Source organism: Viridibacillus soli (assembly GCF_016612995.1).
GTDB classification, from domain to species: Bacteria; Bacillota; Bacilli; order Bacillales_A; family Planococcaceae; genus Viridibacillus; species Viridibacillus soli.
Genome location: NZ_JAEOAH010000001.1, coordinates 233,689 through 253,329 on the forward strand (window position 1 = coordinate 233,689; position 19,641 = coordinate 253,329).

The 19,641-nt window shown below is 37.9% G+C and carries 16 protein-coding genes and 1 riboswitch; of the genes, 1 reads left to right on the top strand and 15 read right to left on the bottom strand.

Translation table 11 applies throughout. The features are described 5' to 3' along the window. Positions 1-67: 67 nt before the first annotated feature. From JFL43_RS01160 to JFL43_RS01175, 4 genes are all read right to left on the bottom strand, one after another. Positions 68-511: an acyl-CoA thioesterase gene (locus tag JFL43_RS01160; RefSeq protein ID WP_200747576.1), complete on the bottom strand. Its 444-nt coding sequence runs from the start codon at positions 509-511 to the stop codon at positions 68-70. A 167-nt stretch (positions 512-678) separates the two neighbouring features. After that, positions 679-1,455: a succinate dehydrogenase iron-sulfur subunit gene (gene sdhB, locus JFL43_RS01165; protein WP_200747577.1), complete on the bottom strand. Its 777-nt coding sequence runs from the start codon at positions 1,453-1,455 to the stop codon at positions 679-681. Between the two features lie 2 nt (positions 1,456-1,457). Further along, a complete protein-coding gene (sdhA, locus tag JFL43_RS01170) occupies positions 1,458-3,215 on the bottom strand; it encodes a succinate dehydrogenase flavoprotein subunit (protein ID WP_100794443.1) in 1,758 nt (585 codons plus the stop codon). Positions 3,216-3,278: 63 nt separating this feature from the next. Then, the gene (locus JFL43_RS01175) at positions 3,279-3,890 is read right to left on the bottom strand and encodes a succinate dehydrogenase cytochrome b558 subunit (RefSeq protein WP_200747578.1); all 612 of its coding nucleotides are present in this window, start codon (positions 3,888-3,890) and stop codon (positions 3,279-3,281) included. A 272-nt stretch (positions 3,891-4,162) separates the two neighbouring features. Between JFL43_RS01175 and JFL43_RS01180 the strand changes: the two genes are divergently transcribed. After that, positions 4,163-4,576: a YslB family protein gene (locus JFL43_RS01180; RefSeq protein ID WP_100794445.1), complete on the top strand. Its 414-nt coding sequence runs from the start codon at positions 4,163-4,165 to the stop codon at positions 4,574-4,576. Between the two features lie 61 nt (positions 4,577-4,637). Here JFL43_RS01180 and JFL43_RS01185 read toward each other — a convergent pair whose 3' ends face one another. The 11 genes from JFL43_RS01185 to JFL43_RS01235 all read right to left on the bottom strand — a co-directional run bounded on the left by JFL43_RS01185 (position 4,638) and on the right by JFL43_RS01235 (position 19,638). Continuing rightward, positions 4,638-5,870, bottom strand: coding sequence for an aspartate kinase (locus JFL43_RS01185; protein WP_200747579.1), 1,233 nt, complete (start codon positions 5,868-5,870; stop codon positions 4,638-4,640). A 125-nt stretch (positions 5,871-5,995) separates the two neighbouring features. Further along, positions 5,996-6,176, bottom strand: a riboswitch (Lysine riboswitch). 58 nt (positions 6,177-6,234) lie between these two features. Next, the gene (gene uvrC / locus JFL43_RS01190) at positions 6,235-8,010 is read right to left on the bottom strand and encodes an excinuclease ABC subunit UvrC (protein ID WP_200747580.1); all 1,776 of its coding nucleotides are present in this window, start codon (positions 8,008-8,010) and stop codon (positions 6,235-6,237) included. Positions 8,011-8,232: 222 nt separating this feature from the next. Next, positions 8,233-8,547 carry a thioredoxin gene (trxA, locus tag JFL43_RS01195; protein WP_100794448.1) on the bottom strand — a complete coding sequence of 105 codons (315 nt, stop codon included), beginning with the start codon at positions 8,545-8,547 and terminating at the stop codon, positions 8,233-8,235. A gap of 193 nt (positions 8,548-8,740) precedes the next feature. Continuing rightward, the gene (locus JFL43_RS01200; protein WP_200747581.1) at positions 8,741-9,718 is read right to left on the bottom strand and encodes an electron transfer flavoprotein subunit alpha/FixB family protein; all 978 of its coding nucleotides are present in this window, start codon (positions 9,716-9,718) and stop codon (positions 8,741-8,743) included. Between the two features lie 31 nt (positions 9,719-9,749). Next, positions 9,750-10,523: an electron transfer flavoprotein subunit beta/FixA family protein gene (locus JFL43_RS01205; protein WP_200747582.1), complete on the bottom strand. Its 774-nt coding sequence runs from the start codon at positions 10,521-10,523 to the stop codon at positions 9,750-9,752. A 26-nt stretch (positions 10,524-10,549) separates the two neighbouring features. Beyond that, entirely contained in the window at positions 10,550-11,323 is a 774-nt protein-coding gene (locus JFL43_RS01210) for an enoyl-CoA hydratase (RefSeq protein WP_200747583.1), read from the bottom strand. Between the two features lie 99 nt (positions 11,324-11,422). Continuing rightward, on the bottom strand, positions 11,423-12,004 hold the full coding sequence (locus tag JFL43_RS01215) for a TetR/AcrR family transcriptional regulator (protein WP_200747584.1): 582 nt from the start codon (positions 12,002-12,004) through the stop codon (positions 11,423-11,425). Positions 12,005-12,107: 103 nt separating this feature from the next. After that, a complete protein-coding gene (locus tag JFL43_RS01220) occupies positions 12,108-13,796 on the bottom strand; it encodes a long-chain-fatty-acid--CoA ligase (protein ID WP_200747585.1) in 1,689 nt (562 codons plus the stop codon). 260 nt (positions 13,797-14,056) lie between these two features. Then, positions 14,057-16,339: an SH3 domain-containing protein gene (locus JFL43_RS01225; RefSeq protein ID WP_200747586.1), complete on the bottom strand. Its 2,283-nt coding sequence runs from the start codon at positions 16,337-16,339 to the stop codon at positions 14,057-14,059. Between the two features lie 464 nt (positions 16,340-16,803). Continuing rightward, the gene (locus JFL43_RS01230) at positions 16,804-17,217 is read right to left on the bottom strand and encodes a DUF350 domain-containing protein (protein WP_100794455.1); all 414 of its coding nucleotides are present in this window, start codon (positions 17,215-17,217) and stop codon (positions 16,804-16,806) included. A 57-nt stretch (positions 17,218-17,274) separates the two neighbouring features. Then, the gene (locus JFL43_RS01235) at positions 17,275-19,638 is read right to left on the bottom strand and encodes an endonuclease MutS2 (protein WP_200747587.1); all 2,364 of its coding nucleotides are present in this window, start codon (positions 19,636-19,638) and stop codon (positions 17,275-17,277) included. Positions 19,639-19,641 lie beyond the last annotated feature (3 nt).

Sequence of the window (19,641 nt, forward strand, 5' to 3'; positions counted from 1 at the left end):
GCCCTCCAATCCCCTCTTCCTTGTAACGTATGTCGAAAGGAGGAATGCGGTGACGGCTATTCGAATTTTATACTTGAACTTGTGCTAATTGTGATTCGTTCCAACGCACAGACTTGCCCGTCTGACGATCCATTTGCACAATTGTTCCACGACCAGTAAAACAGATCTCTTCCTTATTATTCATCGCTAAATAATGCAGGTCTACAGATGAGTTTCCGATACGCTCTATTTTCACGAAAATGTTCAATTGTTCTTCAAAATACACTTGTTTTACATAATCACATTGAATATCTGCAACGACAGGAATACCTTCTCCGTCCTCACTCAGCCACGTTTCCATAAAACCAAGATGATTAAAAAATTCAATACGTGCATATTCAAAATAAGTTAATGGCACTGTATTATTCATATGTCCAAACATATCCGTTTCAGAAAACCTAACTTTAACTGGGACTGAAAATGAGAACCCCTTTTTCCATTCTTCCATATTGATTATATATGCTGATTGCATGATATTTTCCCCTTTACAGTAAAATGAATAACGATTCATTTTATTATAACAGAAAAAAGATTAAATCCACCACTTTACATAAATCATAGTTTAAACAAAAAAACAGCCTCACACCGAAGTGTAAGGCTGTTCTAAAAGTTGCTAATCTATCACTATACAGTATTAGATTAGTCAACCATACGGTCAGAACCAAAGAATTTTTTGAACATTTGTACTGTAGTAGCACGGTTCAAAGATGCGATAGAAGTAGTCAAAGGAATACCTTTTGGACATGCCACTACACAGTTTTGAGAGTTACCACAGTTAGCAAGACCGCCTTCGCCCATAATAGCTTCTAGACGTTCATCTTTGTTCATTGCACCTGTTGGGTGAGCATTAAATAAACGTACTTGTGAAAGTGGAGCTGGTCCCATGAAATCAGAGTGAGTATTCACGTTTGGACATGCTTCAAGACAAACACCACAAGTCATACACTTAGATAATTCGTAAGCCCATTCACGTTTACGCTCTGGCATACGTGGACCTTCACCAAGATCGTAAGAACCATCGATAGGAACCCATGCTTTCACTTTTTTAAGCGAATCAAACATACGGCTACGATCAATTTGTAAATCACGAACAACTGGGAAAGTACTCATTGGTTGTAATTTAATAGGTTGTGTTAATTGGTCAACTAATGCTGAACATGATTGACGAGGACGACCATTAATAACCATTGAACATGCACCACAAACTTCTTCAAGACAGCTCATATCCCATGAAACAGGAGATGTTTCTTTACCATCAACAGTTACTGGGTTACGTTGAATTTCCATTAATATAGAAATTACGTTCATACCATGTCGGTAAGGTACTTGGAATTTTTCCCAATACGGTTGTGAATCCGTAGAATTTTGGCGTTCGATTTCTACATCAATATATTTCGTTTCAACTGCTTGTCCCATGATTATTTATCCCCTTTCGATGAAGAATAGTCACGTTTACGTGGTGTAATTAACGAAACATCTACTTCTTCATAGCTTAATTTAGGCTCTGTAGAAGGAGTGAATTCTGCAATAGTTGTTTTCAAGAAGTTTTCATCATCACGTTCTGGGAAGTCCGGTTTATAGTGTGCCCCACGACTTTCATCACGATTTAACGCACCTAAAGTAATAACACGAGCAAGAGCCATCATGTTTTTCAACTGACGAGTGAATTGTACACCTTGGTTACTCCATTTAGCTGTATCGTTAATGTTGATGTTGTTATAACGTTCTTGTAATTCCATAATTTTATCATCTGTTGCTCTTAATTTATCGTTGTAACGTACAACAGTAGCGTTAGCTGTCATCCATTCACCAAGTTCTTTGTGAAGTAGGTAAGCATTTTCGTTACCGTTTAAGCTCAATGTATCATCCCATTTTTGCTGTTCTTCAGCAATAGCAGAATCGTAAATTGAAGAAGGAAGATCTTCAACATGTTTTTCAAGTCCTTTGATGTAATTTACAGCGTTTGGACCTGCAATACTACCACCGTAGATAGCTGAAAGTAATGAGTTAGCTCCTAGACGGTTACCACCATGTTGAGAGTAATCACATTCACCAGCAGCAAATAAACCAGGAATAGTTGTATGTTGATCGTAATCTACCCATAGACCACCCATAGAATAGTGAACAGCCGGGAAGATTTTCATTGGTACTTTATGTGGATCATCGCCAACGAATTTTTGGTAGATTTCAATAATACCACCAAGTTTAATGTCTAGTTCATGCGGATCTTTGTGTGAAAGATCTAGATAAACAACATTTTCCCCGTTAACGCCAAGTTTTTGGTTAATACATACATCGAAGATTTCACGAGTTGCAATATCACGAGGTACTAAGTTACCATATGCAGGATATTTTTCTTCTAAGAAGTACCATGGTTTACCGTCTTTATAAGTCCAAATACGGCCACCTTCACCACGAGCAGATTCTGACATTAGACGAAGTTTATCGTCACCAGGAATTGCTGTTGGGTGAATTTGAATGAACTCACCGTTCGCATATTTAGCACCTTGTTGATAAACGATAGATGCTGCAGAACCAGTGTTGATCATTGAGTTAGTCGATTTACCGAAGATAATACCAGGACCACCACTTGCCATGATCACTGCGTCAGAACGGAATGCTTTGATTTCGTGAGTAGTAAGATTTTGTGCTTTAATCCCTTTACATACGCCCGAATCATCAAGAACTAGTCCTAAAAATTCCCAACCTTCGTATTTTGTTACTAAGCCTTCTACTTCCCATTTACGAACTTGTTCGTCTAGAGCATATAGAAGTTGTTGACCTGTTGTCGCACCAGCGAATGCTGTACGGTGCATTAATGTGCCACCGAAACGTCTGAAGTCTAATAAACCTTCTGGCGTACGGTTGAACATAACACCCATACGGTCAAATAAATGAATGATACCAGGTGCTGCGTCAGCCATAGCTTTTACTGGTGGTTGGTTCGCTAAGAAGTCCCCACCATATACTGTATCGTCAAAGTGGATCCATGGAGAATCCCCTTCACCTTTTGTATTAACGGCGCCGTTAATTCCGCCCTGTGCACATACAGAGTGTGAGCGTTTTACTGGTACCAATGAGAATAATTCAACTTCTGTGCCCATTTCGGCTGCTTTCATAGCAGCCATTAAACCAGCAAGACCGCCGCCAACGACTATCAATTTACTTTTAGCCATGTTTGTTTCTCACTCCTCTTTCAATTAGTAATCAAGCGCTTACATGATGTTAGATGCATTCCTTTAAACAACGAATGCAAGAATAGCACTTACGCCGACTACAGATAACACTAAGAAAATTAAAACAGTAATGTAAGTTGCAATTTTTTGAGATTTTGGAGATTGTGTAATACCCCAGCTTACTAAGAATGCCCAAACACCGTTTGCTAAGTGGAATGTTGCTGAAATCACACCAGCGATGTAGAATGCTACCATCCATGGATTAGATAGAACCTCTGCCATCATGTTGTAGTCTACTTCAGTTCCAAGTGCTTTTTGAATACGTGTTTGGAAGATATGCCAAGCGATGAATACTACTAGGAATACTCCAGTGAAACGTTGTAAAACGAACAGCCAGTTACGGAATGTACTAAAACGTTTAGTGTTTGGTTGTGCCGTAAACGCAATGTACACACCATAAAATGCATGGAACATTAATGGGATGTAAATAATAATCCATTCTAGGGCCCATAAAAATGGTAGGTTCCCCATAAACTCACTTACTGAGTTAAATGATTCTGCACCATTTGTTGCTGTGAAGTTAATAAACAAGTGCTGCGTCAAGAACAGTCCAACTGGAATAATTCCAAGAAGAGAATGCAGACGACGCCAATAAAACTCTTGATCTTTCGACAAAACTGTTACCCCCCTTAATACTGAAAATAGGCAGACGAACAACTACCGACGTCATACAACGAGGTATCCATTGACTGCATATTTCATCATGGTACAATATTATGACAAGTTCATTGTACTCTCATCATGGCAGAGCGTCAAGGTGACTAGCACTATTTCTAGCTACTACTAATGTATGCTTTTTTCTCTTAAATACATAGATTTTCTACTAGAAAGCGCTATTTTCTAACTCTGACAAAAATCAGACAAAATTATATGAAAGAAGGCAAATCATGTCATCTACTAAAACTCAGAGCTTTCCATTATTTGGTTACGAATTAATACGGGATCATGTTCTCTCATCCGTTCTCGGAAAAAACGAGGAAGATATTTTATATTGGTGTGGCAAAGAGTTGGCACGCAAGTTTCCACTATATAGTATGGAAGAGGCCATTTCATTTTTCCATGAAGCAGGATGGGGAGACCTTACGATTGTGAAGCAATCTAAGGATGAGACTTTTTATGCCTTAACAGGTGACCCTGAAATTATGCAATTTGAAAAGCGCTGTTTTCGTCTTGAAAGTGGGTTTCTAGCTCAACAACAGCAAAAAATCAGTGGTTACTTAACAGAATGCTACGATGAAAAGAAATCGAAGCGCGATGTTGTAAGTTTCCAGGTTAAGTGGGATTTAAAAGACCATCAATAATAAGAAAAAGCTGGCTAAGCATCAAAATAACGATGCCAAGTCAGCTTCTTTTATTATTTGATTAAGCCTGGATAGCAAGACTTGCCGCTAATTCAAATTCATCATGCAATGCATTTGCGGCATGTAACATTGCTTCTTGAGGAATAACTACTGAAATTTTAATCTCTGAAGTACTAACCATTTTCACTAGAATGTTTTCCCTATGTAACCGATCGAACATTTTTGCCGCAACACCTGGATTCGATACAATGCCAGAACCAACAATCGATACTTTTGCTAAGTTTTCTTCAATATGCACATGGCTATAACCAAGTTTTGATTTATTTTCTTCTAATACACGGATCGTATCTGCAAGGTTCTCTTTAATGATAGAGAAAGACACTGAAGGCTCTACTCCTTCAATAATTGTTTGAACAATTAAATCAACATTGATATGACTATCAGCTAGAATCGTGAAAATATTTGCTAATGACCCATTGTAATTAGCATCATAGCTTACTGTTAAACGAATAATATCTGACTTAAATGCAATCCCACGTACAACTAAACCTTTTTCCACTTCAACTTCCTCCCTCATAATTGTTCCTTCATCAGCTACATAACTTGAGCGAACTGCTAATGGAATATTGTAGTTTTTCGCATATTCAACTGCTCGCGGATGTAAAACACCTGCTCCTAAATTTGCTAACTCTAACATTTCATCATATGACAGTTCCTGTAGTTTACGAGCTTTTGGAACATACCTAGGATCTGAAGTATACACACCATCAACATCTGTAAAAATATCACAGCGCTTAGCACCTAACGCTACTGCTAAAGCAACTGCTGTCGTATCTGATCCTCCGCGGCCTAGAGTTGTAATATTGTTCTTATCATCGACTCCTTGGAAACCTGCCACAACTGCAATGCGGCCTCTACCCAATGCATCTCGTACATTTTCGGGCTGAATATCCAGAATACGTGCATCAGCTGGAACTGCTTCTGTTAGGACACCTGCTTGCCAGCCCGTAAATGATTGCGCTCTTAAACCTAAGCTTTGCAAAGCAATCGATAATAATGAGCTAGTCACCTGCTCGCCTGTTGTTAAGAGCGTATCCATTTCTCGCTTTGATGGATTCGGCATAATTTCATGTGCCATATCCACTAACATATCCGTCGCTTTACCCATTGCTGAAACAACGACGATAATGTCATAGCCCTTTTCTTTCTCTTTTTGAATGCGTCTTGCTACATGCATGACACGCTCAATTGTTGCGACTGATGTACCACCAAATTTAACAACTAAACAACTCATTCATAGCCCCTCCCTTACATATTATGACGGCCGTATTCACAATGATTTCTAATGAAAAAAGCAGCATTCCACACATTTCCATGTGAAAAGCCGCCTCCGTATCATGCACGTTCAAAAGAACATTCATGTGAGATAGCCCTCCAGAACCGAAACGGATCTGACAATTCTACACTTGTTCAATGTAGAACCAGTAACAAATTGGAATAGTCAATTTGCCACTTCGGCGGCCTCCCCTTTCATCAACAGTCGTAGGATCTATACATCCTCCTGCTGATTACTCTTGAATTCCGCACCTCTATCATCACTTAATAGTGATTATCTTTAATAGTTATAATACCTTAACATAATTTTCTGACTAATACAATTACTTTTTAGAAAAATAGATAATTATGGTATTAGCTAGGTTTTTTGGTACATTTGCAGCTAGTAGTTCTTCATAAGTTGCCTCACGAATTTTCTTCACAGAACCAAATTGCTTCAATAGCTGTTGTTTACGTTTCGGACCGATGCCTTCAATCTCATCAAGTACAGATGTAATGGCATTCTTCTCATGCAACTGCCGATGAAAGGTGATGGCAAAACGGTGAACCTCATCTTGAATACGTTGCAATAAATAAAACGCCTCACTTGTTCTTTTTAACGGAATAATTTCCGGTGGAGAACCGTAAAGAAGTTGAGATGTTTGGTGCTTATCATCCTTCGCTAAACCCGCAATTGGTATATCTAACCCTAGCTCATCTTCTAATATTTCTCTTGCTACTGCCATTTGCCCTTTACCTCCATCAATAACGATTAAATCGGGTAATGGCAAGCCATCTTTTAAAACGCGGGTATATCTACGGCGAATGACTTCTCGCATTGCACCGTAATCATCGTGTTTAGCAGCTGCTTGAATTTTATATTTACGATAATCCTTTTTACTCGACTTACCATCGACAAAAACAACCATTGCTGAAACGGCGTCGGCTCCAAAAATATGCGAGTTATCAAATGATTCAATACGTAGTGGTGTCGCTATATTCATAGCTTTACCTAAATCTTCGCATGCACCGATCGTTCGTTGTTCTTGACGCTCAAGCAACTGAAACTTTTCAGAAATGGCGATTTGAGCATTTTTGCTAGCTAAATCAACAAGCTCCTTTTTCTTCCCTCTTTGAGGAGCCGTCACCTTTAGCTCAAGCACAGTCGCTAAGAGCTCATCTTCAATATTAGTCGGAATGAAGATTTCCTTCGGCTTAATATGCTCCGCCTTTTCATAAAAGCGCCCGACAAATGTTAAGAATTCTTCCTCTGGATCACGATAAATCGGGAATAGCGAAACATCCCTTTCTATCAGCTTCCCTTGGCGGACGAAGAATACTTGGATACACATCCATCCTTTATCAACCGCATAACCAAAAACATCTCGATTCGTTAAATCTTTAAGTGTAATTTTCTGGCGTTCCATAACGGTTTCAATATGGGTAATTTGATCGCGATATTCTTTCGCACGTTCGAAATCTAATTTTTCGGCTGCATCAAGCATTTTCTTGTTCAATTCTTCCTTAACTGCCCCGTACCCGCCATTTAGGAAACTCGTAATATCTTGAATAATGTCATGATATTGATCCTTTTCAATCTCTTTCACACAAGGCGCTAGACATTGTCCTAAGTGATAATATAAACAAACACGATTCGGTATATTCGTACATTTCCGGAGAGGATATAGGCGGTCTAAAAGCTTCTTCGTTTCATTTGCTGCAAAGCTATTTGGATAAGGGCCAAAGTATTTACCATTGTCCTTTTTCACTTTGCGAACGATGAGAAGACGCGGGTGCTTCTCATTCGTAATTTTAATATAAGGGTACGTCTTATCATCCTTCAGCATAATATTATATTTCGGATCATGGGTTTTAATGAGATTTAACTCTAATATAAATGCCTCTAAATCCGACGATGTCACGATATATTCAAAATCTTCTATTTCGCTAACAAGACGCTGTGTTTTGCCATCATGACTGCCTGTGAAATAAGAGCGTACGCGGTTTTTCAGCACTTTCGCTTTCCCGACATAAATAATAGTTCCTTGACGATCCTTCATCAAATAACAACCTGGATTGTCTGGTAAAATCGCTAATTTTTGCTTTATTAATTCGTTCATCTTATCACCTTCTTAGAAAAGTGCAAGCGCCTTGTTCAGCCCCGACAAGCATAAGACGAATTGGCATGGAGGTTGCTCTTTAACCTCCATGTCGATTTGGGTTATGACCTCTAGGGCGGCGCTGGAACTAGATCATGTACAGAATAGTTTTATACTTTATTATTTCTAAAAAAAACCGGGCACCTTTGAAGGAACCCGGTTTTATATTCGTTTTTTCAAAGATTATGCGTGTTTTTGAATGAATTCAGCTAGCGCTTCTTTCGGTTGGAAACCAACTGCTTTATCAACTGGTTGACCATCTTTGAATAACACTAAAGTTGGGATTGACATAATACCAAATTTACTTGCTGTTTCTTGGTTTTGGTCTACATCAACTTTAACGATTTTAGCTGAACCGTTTAGTTCACCATCTAGTTCTTCTAAAACTGGAGCAATCATTTTACAAGGTCCGCACCAAGTTGCCCAAAAGTCAACTAGTACTAAACCTTCTTCGATATCATTTGAAAAGCTTGCATCTGTTGCGTGTACAATAGCCATATTAAATATCCTCCTTCAACTTACGTATAACGGTAGTATAGCATGGATAAAAAGCATGAGCGACTGTTATGCTTACAACAGCATTATTTTGCAATAACGATAGCAAAAACCGTACTTTCCACCTTTGTTTGTATGTTTTGGCGAAGAAAACCCCGTAAATGGTTATACCATTTACAGGGTTTTAGAACAGCTATTATGCGTTTACTAATAATTTTTTGAACTCTTCAGTAAGCATTGGGATCACTTCGAAAAGGTCACCGACGATACCGTAGTCAGCTACTTTGAAAATGCTCGCTTCCGGGTCTTTGTTGATGGCAACGATTACTTTTGAATTGGACATTCCAGCTAAATGTTGGATTGCGCCTGAAATACCTGCTGCGATATAAAGGTCTGGTGTAACAACTTTACCTGTTTGCCCAATTTGTAATGAGTAATCGCAATAATCTGCGTCACAAGCACCACGCGAAGCACCAATTGCACCACCTAGAACGTTAGCAAGCTCTTTTAACGGCTCGAAGCCTTCTTCACTCTTCACTCCACGTCCACCAGCAACAACTACTTTTGCTTCTGACAGATCAACACCTTCAGTTGATTTACGAACAACTTCTTTAATGATCGTACGTAGATTCGTAATATCTACTGAGATTGATGAGATATCGCCTGTGCGAGATTCATCTTTTGCAAGAGGTGCGATGTTGTTTGGACGAACTGTCACAAAAACAAGACCTTCTTTCACTTGCACCTTCTCAAATGCTTTACCTGAGTAAATCGGACGGATGAACAATGCTGAAGCGTCCGCGCCTTCGATATCTGTTACATCTGATACTAAACCGCTTTGTAATTTACTAGCTAGTTTAGGAGAAAGGTCTTTCCCTAATGCAGTATGTCCGAAAACGATGGCTTCTGGTTGTTCTTGATCAGCAACTGCCATGAATGCTTGACTAAATCCATCAGAAGTATACTGCTTTAAATGTGGGTGTTCAACAGTCACTACACGGTCTGCACCATATTTAATAAGTTCCCCAGCAAGATTCGCTACAGCGTCTCCGATTAGAACGCCAACAACTTCACCATTACCAGATACTTTTTTCGCTGCTGCAATAGCTTCGAATGATACATTTCTTAAGCTTCCTTCGCGTACTTCACCTAATACTAATACTTTTTTAGACATGTTATGTCCCTCCCATACAATTTAAAATCAGTTAAACTACTTTTGCTTCTGAATGTAATAGATTAACAAGTTCTTTCACTTGGTCCGATAAATCGCCTTCTAATACACGTCCAGCTGCTTTTTGAGGTGGTAAGTAAATTTCCACTGTCGTTGTTTTTACTTCAACATCATCTTCATCGATATCTAAATCATCTAATTCAAGCGTTTCAAGCGGCTTTTTCTTTGCTTTCATAATACCAGGTAATGATGGATAGCGAGGCTCGTTTAAGCCTTGTTGTGCTGTTACTAGTAGAGGTAATTCAGCTTCAAGAACTTCTGAATCTCCTTCTACGTCACGAACGATTTTCGCTGTTTTTCCATCGATTTCAAGTTTTGTAATCGTTGTTACATAGTTCATGCCTAATAATTCAGCAACTCGTGGGCCAACTTGACCTGAACCACCATCAATAGCAACGTTACCACCTAAAATCAGGTCTGCATCTTTGTCTTTTAAGTATTCAGCTAAAATATATGCTGCTGAGAATTGATCAAGTTCGTCTAAATCATCTTCTGTGTTGATTAAAACTGCTTTATCAGCACCCATAGCTAAAGCTGTACGGAGTTGTTTTTCTGCATCTTCACCGCCGATTGTAACAACTGTTACTTCTCCGCCCTGTGCGTCACGAACTTGAATAGCTTCTTCGATTGCGTATTCATCGTATGGGTTGATGATGAATTCTGCTCCATCTTCTTGGATCACGCCACCAGTTACAACAATCTTTTCTTCCGTGTCAAACGTACGTTTCACTAATACATAAATGTTCATTCAACAAACCTCCTAATACTATTTTATTATTTTCCTGTGAAAGTTGGTTCACGCTTTTCAATGAATGCTTGAATACCTTCTTTAGCATCTGCAGACATGAAAACGGTACCAAAAGCTTGCGCCTCAGCTTCAACGCCTTCATAAAATGAAGTATGCTTTGCAAATTGCAACATATCAATTGCGGCTTTTAGAGTAACTGGACTTTTCTTCGCTATGCGCTTCGCTGTCGCAATCGTCTGAGGTAGTAATTCCTCATCAGAAAAGGCAGCGTTTGCTAACCCCCACTTCACAGCTTCAGTGCCGGTAATCGGATCACTTGTGAACATCATTTCTGCAGCTTTTGCCACCCCAACATAACGAGGTAAGCGCTGTGTTCCACCAAAGCCAGGAATTAACCCTAATTGTAGTTCAGGCAATCCCAATTTCGCTTTTTCACTCACATAGCGGAAATGACAACTCATCGCTAACTCAAGACCCCCACCTAAAGCTGCTCCATGAATGCCGGCAATAACCGGCTTCGGAAATTTCTCTAAACGTTCAAAAACATCTTGTCCATTTGCGGATAATTTCGTAAATTCAGCGCCTGATGAAACATCTGTAAATTCTTTAATGTCTGCTCCGGCTGAGAAGAATCGTCCATCTCCATGTAAAACAATGACTCGAACTGTATCGTCATGTTCAACCGCATTTAAAAGTTCGTTTACTTCTAAAATTAGCCCACGTGATAAAGCATTAGCAGGTGGGCGTTGAATTGTTGCTATTGCTACCCCTTCTTCAACCGTCCAACGTAAAAATTCCATACTCCCAATTCCTCCTTTGCATTTTGGCTATGTAAATTAGTTTATTCGTTTAATTCTAGTAAAAAGTACTAAAAATTCAACTTTCTATTTTACAATTGCCTATGCTTTTATACCACTAAGTATCAAATGTTGTACTTTCGGTGCTAGCTCTACTAAGTCGTATTTATGATCATTCATGACCCACGATGTTGTCACTTCATCGACCGTTCCAAAAATGAGCTGACGAGCAAGTCGAATATCCATTTCTGGATTGAATTCTTTCGTCTCCATACCTTCGATCAATATGTCGTCAAGTAATATCAAATATTCTCTTAAAATCATATTGATTTTAAGCCGCACCTCTTTATTGGACTGACGAAGCTCTAACTGTGTGACTGTTGCCAAATGATGATCATTAGCTAGTACCTGGAAATGATTCTCTATCATCGCCTTCAACTTTTCAGACGATGAAGTTCCATCTCTAATTATATCTTGTAAATTACCTACAAATACAGCCATTTTTTCCTTAAAGACGGAAATTAATATATCTTCCTTGTTTTTAAAGTATAAATAGATCGTGCCATCAGCGACGCCTGCCTGTTTAGCAATTTTGGAAACTTGTGCATGGTGATAACCATTTTCCGCAATTACAATAACGGCCGCATCGATAATTTGTCTATACTTTGGTTTATCTTTCTTCAATACGATCACCACCATATAAAAAATGAAATTATGAATGACTATTCATTCATAATTTCATCTTATAATTTCATTCTACACTTGTCAAGCAAACTTGTCATTATTTTCACATAATTTTCAGTGTCTTTGCCTTATCTTCATCTTGTAATGTACGGCGCAATATTTTGCCGACAGCTGTTTTTGGTAATTCTTCACGGAATTCATATATACGTGGCACTTTAAAAGCAGCTAAATTTTCACGACAATATTTGTTGAACCCCTCTTCTGTTACTGACATCCCCTCTTTTAAAACGATAAAAGCTTTCACCGTTTCACCTCGATATGGATCGGGTACGCCAACTACTACACATTCCTGCACGGCTTCATGTTCATACAATACTTCCTCAATTTCCCTCGGATAAATATTAAAGCCTCCTGCAATAATAATATCCTTTTTACGATCGACGACATAAAAGTAACCTTTGTCATCCATATATCCAAGATCTCCCGTTAAAAACCAGCCATCCCGCATTGTCATTTCTGTTTCTTCAGGACGATTCCAGTAGCCTTTCATCACTTGGGGTCCTTTTATCGCAATTTCACCAATTTCTCCAATCGGTAATGATTCTGTTGAATCCATTTTGAAAATCGCTGAATCTGTATCTGGCCAAGGAACACCAACGGAGCCTCTTATCCGCTCACCATGCCAAATGAAATTCGCATGTGATACTGGTGACGTTTCCGTTAAGCCGTAACCTTCTACAAGCTTACCACCTGTAATTTCCTCAAATTTCTCTTGCACTTCGATTGGTAACGGTGCGGAACCACTTAAACACGCTTTAATAGAAGATAAGTCGTATTCACCAACATCTGGATGATTCAATAAACCAATATAGAGCGTTGGAGCTCCAGGGAATAAAGTTGTTTTTTGTTTTTGAATTGTTTTTAGCGTTGTTTCAACATCAAATTTCGGTACTAGCACCATTTTATCACCCCGCATAACAGATAATAATAATACCGTCGTCATGCCATAGACGTGGAAAAATGGCAATACCCCCATAATCACTTCTTCACCTAGTATACATTCAGGCATCCATGCACTACACATTTGTACGTTTGTTACTAAATTTTTATGCGTTAACATAACACCTTTTGGATAGCCTGTCGTACCACCTGTATATTGCAACAATGCAATATCCTCTTCAATGTTAAATTTTTGTACAATAGGTTCTGCTGCACTTACTTTTATGACTTCCGTAAATAAATGATTGCTACCACTATGCTCAACAGTCACTTTGAATCCATATTGCTTCTTTTGAATAAATGGATACACTAGACTTTTCGGGAAAGGTAAGTAGTCCTTAATCGCTGTAATTATAATATGTTCTAAGTGTGTATCCTTCATGACCTTAGCAATTCGCGGATATAAAATATCCAATGATAAAATCACTTTCGCTCCAGAATCCTTTAATTGATATTCAATTTCACGCTCTGTATAAAGTGGATTCGTTTGGACGACAATTCCTCCAGCATATAGCACCCCAAAATAACCTATAACAGCTTGCGGACAGTTTGGTAGCATAATTGCTACGCGATCACCTTTCTCGATGCCAATTGATACTAAGTAATTGGCAAATTTCAATGATTCTTCATATAATTCCTTGTACGTGATATCCTTCCCCATAAAATGAATCGCAATTTTGGAAGGCGCCTTGTTACTCGCTCTCGTTAAATACTGCTGTAGTGGAATTTCTTCATATTCCAAAGACGTAGGAATATTATCCGGGTAATTCGACAACCATATCTTTTCAGTCATGCTCCATTCCCCCTTTGTTATGAAATTATAAGAATACTTCTACAGTTAAGTATAAATAAAACTGGTAACGCTTTCAAATTTTCCCTCTTTTTATTAGGAATAATCTTTTTTCTGACATTTAGAATAATAAAAACCTTACCGATTATGTTTAGGTCAAATAATCTAAACATACAAAAACAATAAAGTTTTCCCCAATCGTACAAAAAAATGACTCCAATTTATTATCGAAGTCATGTTTTTGTATTTTGAGATACATATACTTATTTATCTAGCTCGCGAATTAAATAGATACCGGATGCATAGCCTTGCTTTCCATTCTGTAATTTTACTTTAAACCAAGTTCCACTCATAATTGGCTTATTATTTTTATCTATTACAAGTTCAACAAATTGATAATTTAATAATTCACCCATTTTAGAACTAGACGAGTTTCCTTCAGAGCGAACATTTAATGCGATCCCATTAGCTAAAGAAGTATTAACACGTGCTAAGTTCTTCACAGTAAAAAATTTATTGTAAGTGCTGAACTTTTTAACATTAATATAATACGTTTTACCTTTATAAGATACCGTTAGCCAGTAATCATTGTACTTCTCTAGCAAGTTGAATGTTTCGCCTTTTGCAATAGTTGCTGAAACACTTTCTGTACTGCCTTTTTTGCTATATAAATTCAAATCACTATTTGCAATTGCTACCGTTCCATTTGGGAACACATCTTTAAGATCAGGATAATTTGGTTCAGAAGGAACATCTGTATTAGGTATTTTTGAAACTGCTCCTTCTTTATCATATGCAAGTATCGCGTTCATGTGATTAGCGATTGCATTCCCCCAATTAGAATCACTTGCATAATAGAAATTCATACCTTTACTTAAGGTATCAATACGAACGCCATTAATGTCTTTAACAGTATATCCTAAATAGGCACCATCATTATATTTCCAATTTAGAGGATTTAAATAGGTCGCTTTAATCGATTGAGCAATAAACTCCAAATTGTTGCCGATGGAATCAAACTTAACAGCACCTATGAATGGGGTAATATCATACGCTCCAAAGCCAAATACGTTATTCCTTGCAACTGAAATGTCGGAAGTTCCAAATCCACTCTCATGAATTGCATGCGCTGCTAAATATAAGGCGTTTACTCCATACTTATTGGCAGCCTTAATAATCGTTTGTCCTTGTCCTACTAAAACGTTTGTTTTTCCAACAGTCTTGCTAGCAACATACTTATCGATTTGATCTGCTGTTACAGATGAATTGGTACGAAGATCCATAAATAGATAGCTATTCTGATTGGATCCTAGACTGGCGATTCTTGACTTCGTTGTTTCATCTATTAAATACGAACCTGATACAAAGCCTGTAATACCTTCGTGGCTCACTTGATACCAACCATTTTTTGCTTTATACGTTGTTTTCAACTTCGTATTTGCAGGAATCACCTTTAACAAATCCGATGATGTAGAATTTGATTGATGTAGTTGCAAATCATCAATGTTATAAATGGTTTTCTGACTAATTGATGAACCACTTGGTAATGTAGGGGTACTGTTGTCTGTATCATCAGCTGTCGTATCGGCACTTGCCGTATAGACACTAAATTTAGTACTGTCTATATAACCCGTTTTACCTTTGTAAGATACTTTATACCAATTACCAATTCGATCAGTCGATGTCAATTTTGCACCTTTAGGAATGCTAGTTAGTTTAGTATGTGAGACTCCTGCTCCTGCATATAAAGATGTTGCTGAATTAGCTTTATATTCCGTACTCGTCACTTGAGTAGGTGTTACTTTACTAACTACAGTAGATTGCACAAAATAAGTCTTGTCTTTATAGGATACACGATACCAAGTCTCTCCCTTACTATTTACAACTGATTGCGTTGACGTGAAGGTATTATTTGCTGGAATTGAGTATACTTGTGCTTTCTTGGTGCTAGGTGTTATACGAAGTGAAGCTGTTTTCTCTGTTAGGTAATTAGTGGTTGCAGTCTTTTTATAGGCATCATACTCTTTAACATATGAACTGCTTACCCAACCAGTTTTACCCCCGTATGTCACTTTATACCATACACCAGATTTCGCGGTGGCTTTCACCGTCTTTCCCTTTGGAATCGATAATAGAGTTCTCCCTTTTGTTGAGCTGCTAGACCGTAGATTAACCTTCGCTATTGTTTGATAATTTGTTGCAGTGAAAGTAGAAACTGCCATCGTCTTAGTTGTCACTTTAATATAGCTGGTAGTAACATAACCAGTTTTCGTGCCATATTTCACTTTGTACCAACTGCCGGTTTTAGAGATGTATGAAACAGATTTTCCTTTTGGTATTGTTAAGAGAATTTCCCCTTTTGTTGAGGCTTTAGATCGTAAACTAAGCTTTGCAGTTGCTGTATATGTTTTTACGGTAGCTGCTTCAACTTTTTTTGGTGATATAGTTGTTTCAAACGGAATCACACTTGATGCTAAAAGAATTCCTACTGATACAAATGCACAATTTGTTAGATATATGAATGTTTTTTTGTTATATATACTCATTTTGAACGCCTCCCATATTTTCGAATAATTAATTCATCAAAAACAAATGGTTACCTAGTTTTTTCTAAATTAATAATATTTTACCTCAATTACTATTAAAATGGAATCATTATGTATAGACTATTTCACAAGTCTTTTATTCATATTTTTTGTATAGGTAAACTCTTTCATTTTGTTAAGACTTAATAATTTCTTCATTAGAAAAAATCATTATCTATAATGCTCCTTGTTTCATCATATCTTTAACGCAGTAATACAGTTAGCTAGTGCTTCAACATTTTTATATTCGATATCTAAAATAAAAAAAGGCAATTAAACCACGTTATGGCCCAATTACCTTTTAAGTAAATATCTACTTTGAAATTTAGCTTTTTTAATTCATCATTAAATAAACAATTCCTACTAAAACAAACATAATACATACGCCGATTAGTATTTTCGATAAAGTTTCCATATACTCTCTCCTAAGAAATACTCGCACCGATAACAAAGGACAGACCTACCGAAATCGTAAATGAGATAAATCCAACTGACCGATTATCCTTCTCAATTTCATCGTCCACCTTAAATCTCGGTGTCATAAATTCAAATAAAACATAGGCAAAAATTAGCAAAGTAAATCCGAATACGCCCCAGCCAATCATCTCTATAAGCGAATTATGGCGTTCAATAGAATAACGAAAAATATTACATACCCCTAATATTTTCCCACCAGTTGCAAGCGCAACCGCTACATTGCCATTTTTTATTTCCACCCAATTTTTGTATTTCGTCACAATTTCAAAAATCACCATTGAAAGAACTAAGCATAGAACAACTACACTAAAGTAACCAGCCGTCTCGACAACAGGATATTGCCAAAATCCATTTAGTAACATAAATATCCCCTTTTCAATCACAATTTTTTTTTCTAATTTTGATTACTAGAAAAGGTTTTATTTTAGTTCGGCTATTGTGACACCGTAGCCGCCTTCTCCTGCTTCACCAAAACGATAGGATTTTACGCGTGAATGTTTTTTTAGCAAAGCTTGAATCCCTTGGCGCAACGCCCCGGTTCCTTTACCATGTATAATCGAAACACGGTGATAGTTTGATAATAACGCATCATCGATATATTTTTCCGTACGTGCAATAGCGTCTTCAAAACGTTCTCCTCGAAGATCTAATTCTAGTTTAACATTAGAATCTCGATTTCTAACACTCGAAACATTAACTGTCTCTTTTTCTTTCTCAGCTTTCACATATTCTAAGTCTGATTCAGCTAACTTCATCTTCAGTATACCTATTTGTACGACCCATTCAGATTTTGATACTTTTTCAAGTAACACACCTTTTTGACCGTAACTCAACGCTTTTACTTCGTCACCCTTTTTCAATTCTTGGGTACGCATTTTTAATTGTTGTTGCTTTTTCAGTACACGATTCTCTGGTGCCGCTTTTTCTAAACGCTTACGGGCATCAATAATTTCATGTTCTTTAACAATTGTATGTGCATTTAAACGCATTTTGTGAAGCTCTGTAATGACTTCTTCTGCTTCTTTTTTCGCTTCATCAACGATTTTACGTGCTTTATCTTTCGCTTTTTGCTCTAATGCTTCTTTTTTATCGTCATACGCTTTTACTTTTTCATCTAGTTCCATCTGGAGTACTTCTGCTTGCTGGCGTAATTCTTTTGAACGTTCGGCATCTTCCTCTGATTGACGGCGGCTTTCCTCTAGAGACGCAATCATCGATTCGACTTCATGACGGTCTGTTCCTGTGAATGTTTTTGCACGATCTATAATCGCATCTGGTAAGCCAAGACGTGTTGAAATTTCAAATGCATTACTGCGTCCCGGAACACCGATTAGTAAACGATAAGTTGGGCTTAATGTTTCTACATCAAATTCCACACTAGCATTCGCAACACCTGGACGGTTATAGCCATATGCTTTCAATTCTGGATAGTGAGTTGTTGCCATAACACGAGCTCCGCGACCATGTACTTCATCTAAAATCGAGATGGCAAGTGCCGCCCCTTCTTGCGGGTCAGTCCCTGCTCCAAGTTCATCAAAAAGAATCAGTGAACGGTCATTGAATTGATTTAAAATATCCACAATATTGACCATATGTGAAGAGAATGTACTTAAGCTTTGCTCAATCGATTGTTCATCCCCGATATCAGCAAATAACTGATCAAATACGGCAAGATGTGAACCGTCAAGCGCTGGCACTGGAATACCAGACTGCGCCATTATTGTACAAAGACCAACTGTTTTTAACGTAACCGTTTTACCACCCGTGTTAGGTCCTGTAATAACGATTGAAGTAATATCTTTTCCGAATTCAATATCATTAGCTACTGCGACGTCCATTGGTAATAACGGATGGCGGGCTTTACCTAATTTAATATAACCATTGTCATTCATAATTGGTTTTGAGCATTTATTAGCTTGTCCGTATTTTGCTTTAGCCAAAATAACGTCAATTTCACCAAGTAATTGCACAGAGATGAAAATTTCATGTGCAACCTCTTGTACTTTTGCAGAAAGCATTAATAAAATGCGCTCAATTTCAACTTGTTCCTTCGATTTCAGACGATGGATTTCATTATTTGCTTGAACTACAGCATCTGGTTCAATATACAGCGTTTGACCAGATGAAGATTGGTCATGAACGACGCCACCGTAATGACTACGGTATTCCGATTTAACAGGAATAACAAAACGGTCATTACGAATCGTTACAATTGCATCCGACAACATTTTCGTCGCATTTGTACCGCGTGTTAAGCTCGCTAATTTTTCACGAACACGGCCTTCTTGCGCTCGTAATTGCTGACGAATTGAACGTAGCTCAGAACTAGCTGAATCCAAAATACCACCATTATCATCAACACATGCATTAATTTCATGCTGTAAGCCTGTTAATGTCGGGAATTCTTCTTTCTTCTGGATAAAATAAGGGATTTTAATATCCTCTTCCGTTTCAATACCTTCAATAAATTGACGAAGAATACGGCTAGCACGGATTGTACTTGAAATCTCCATCAATTCAACAGGGCTTAGCATACCACCAATTTGCGCACGTCTTGCATGTGGGCGTACATCGAAAATACCACCCATTGGCACGTTTCCTTTAACGCGTAAAATAGCTAAACCTTCATCCATTTCATCTAAAAGCTGCGTTACTTTTACAAGATCTGTTTCAGGAACAAGCTTGTCTATGACTGCTTTTCCTAAAGAGCATGTACAATATGCTGCTACTTGAGCACGTACTTTATCAAATTCTAGTGTTTTCAACGCGCGTTCTGCGATCATCCA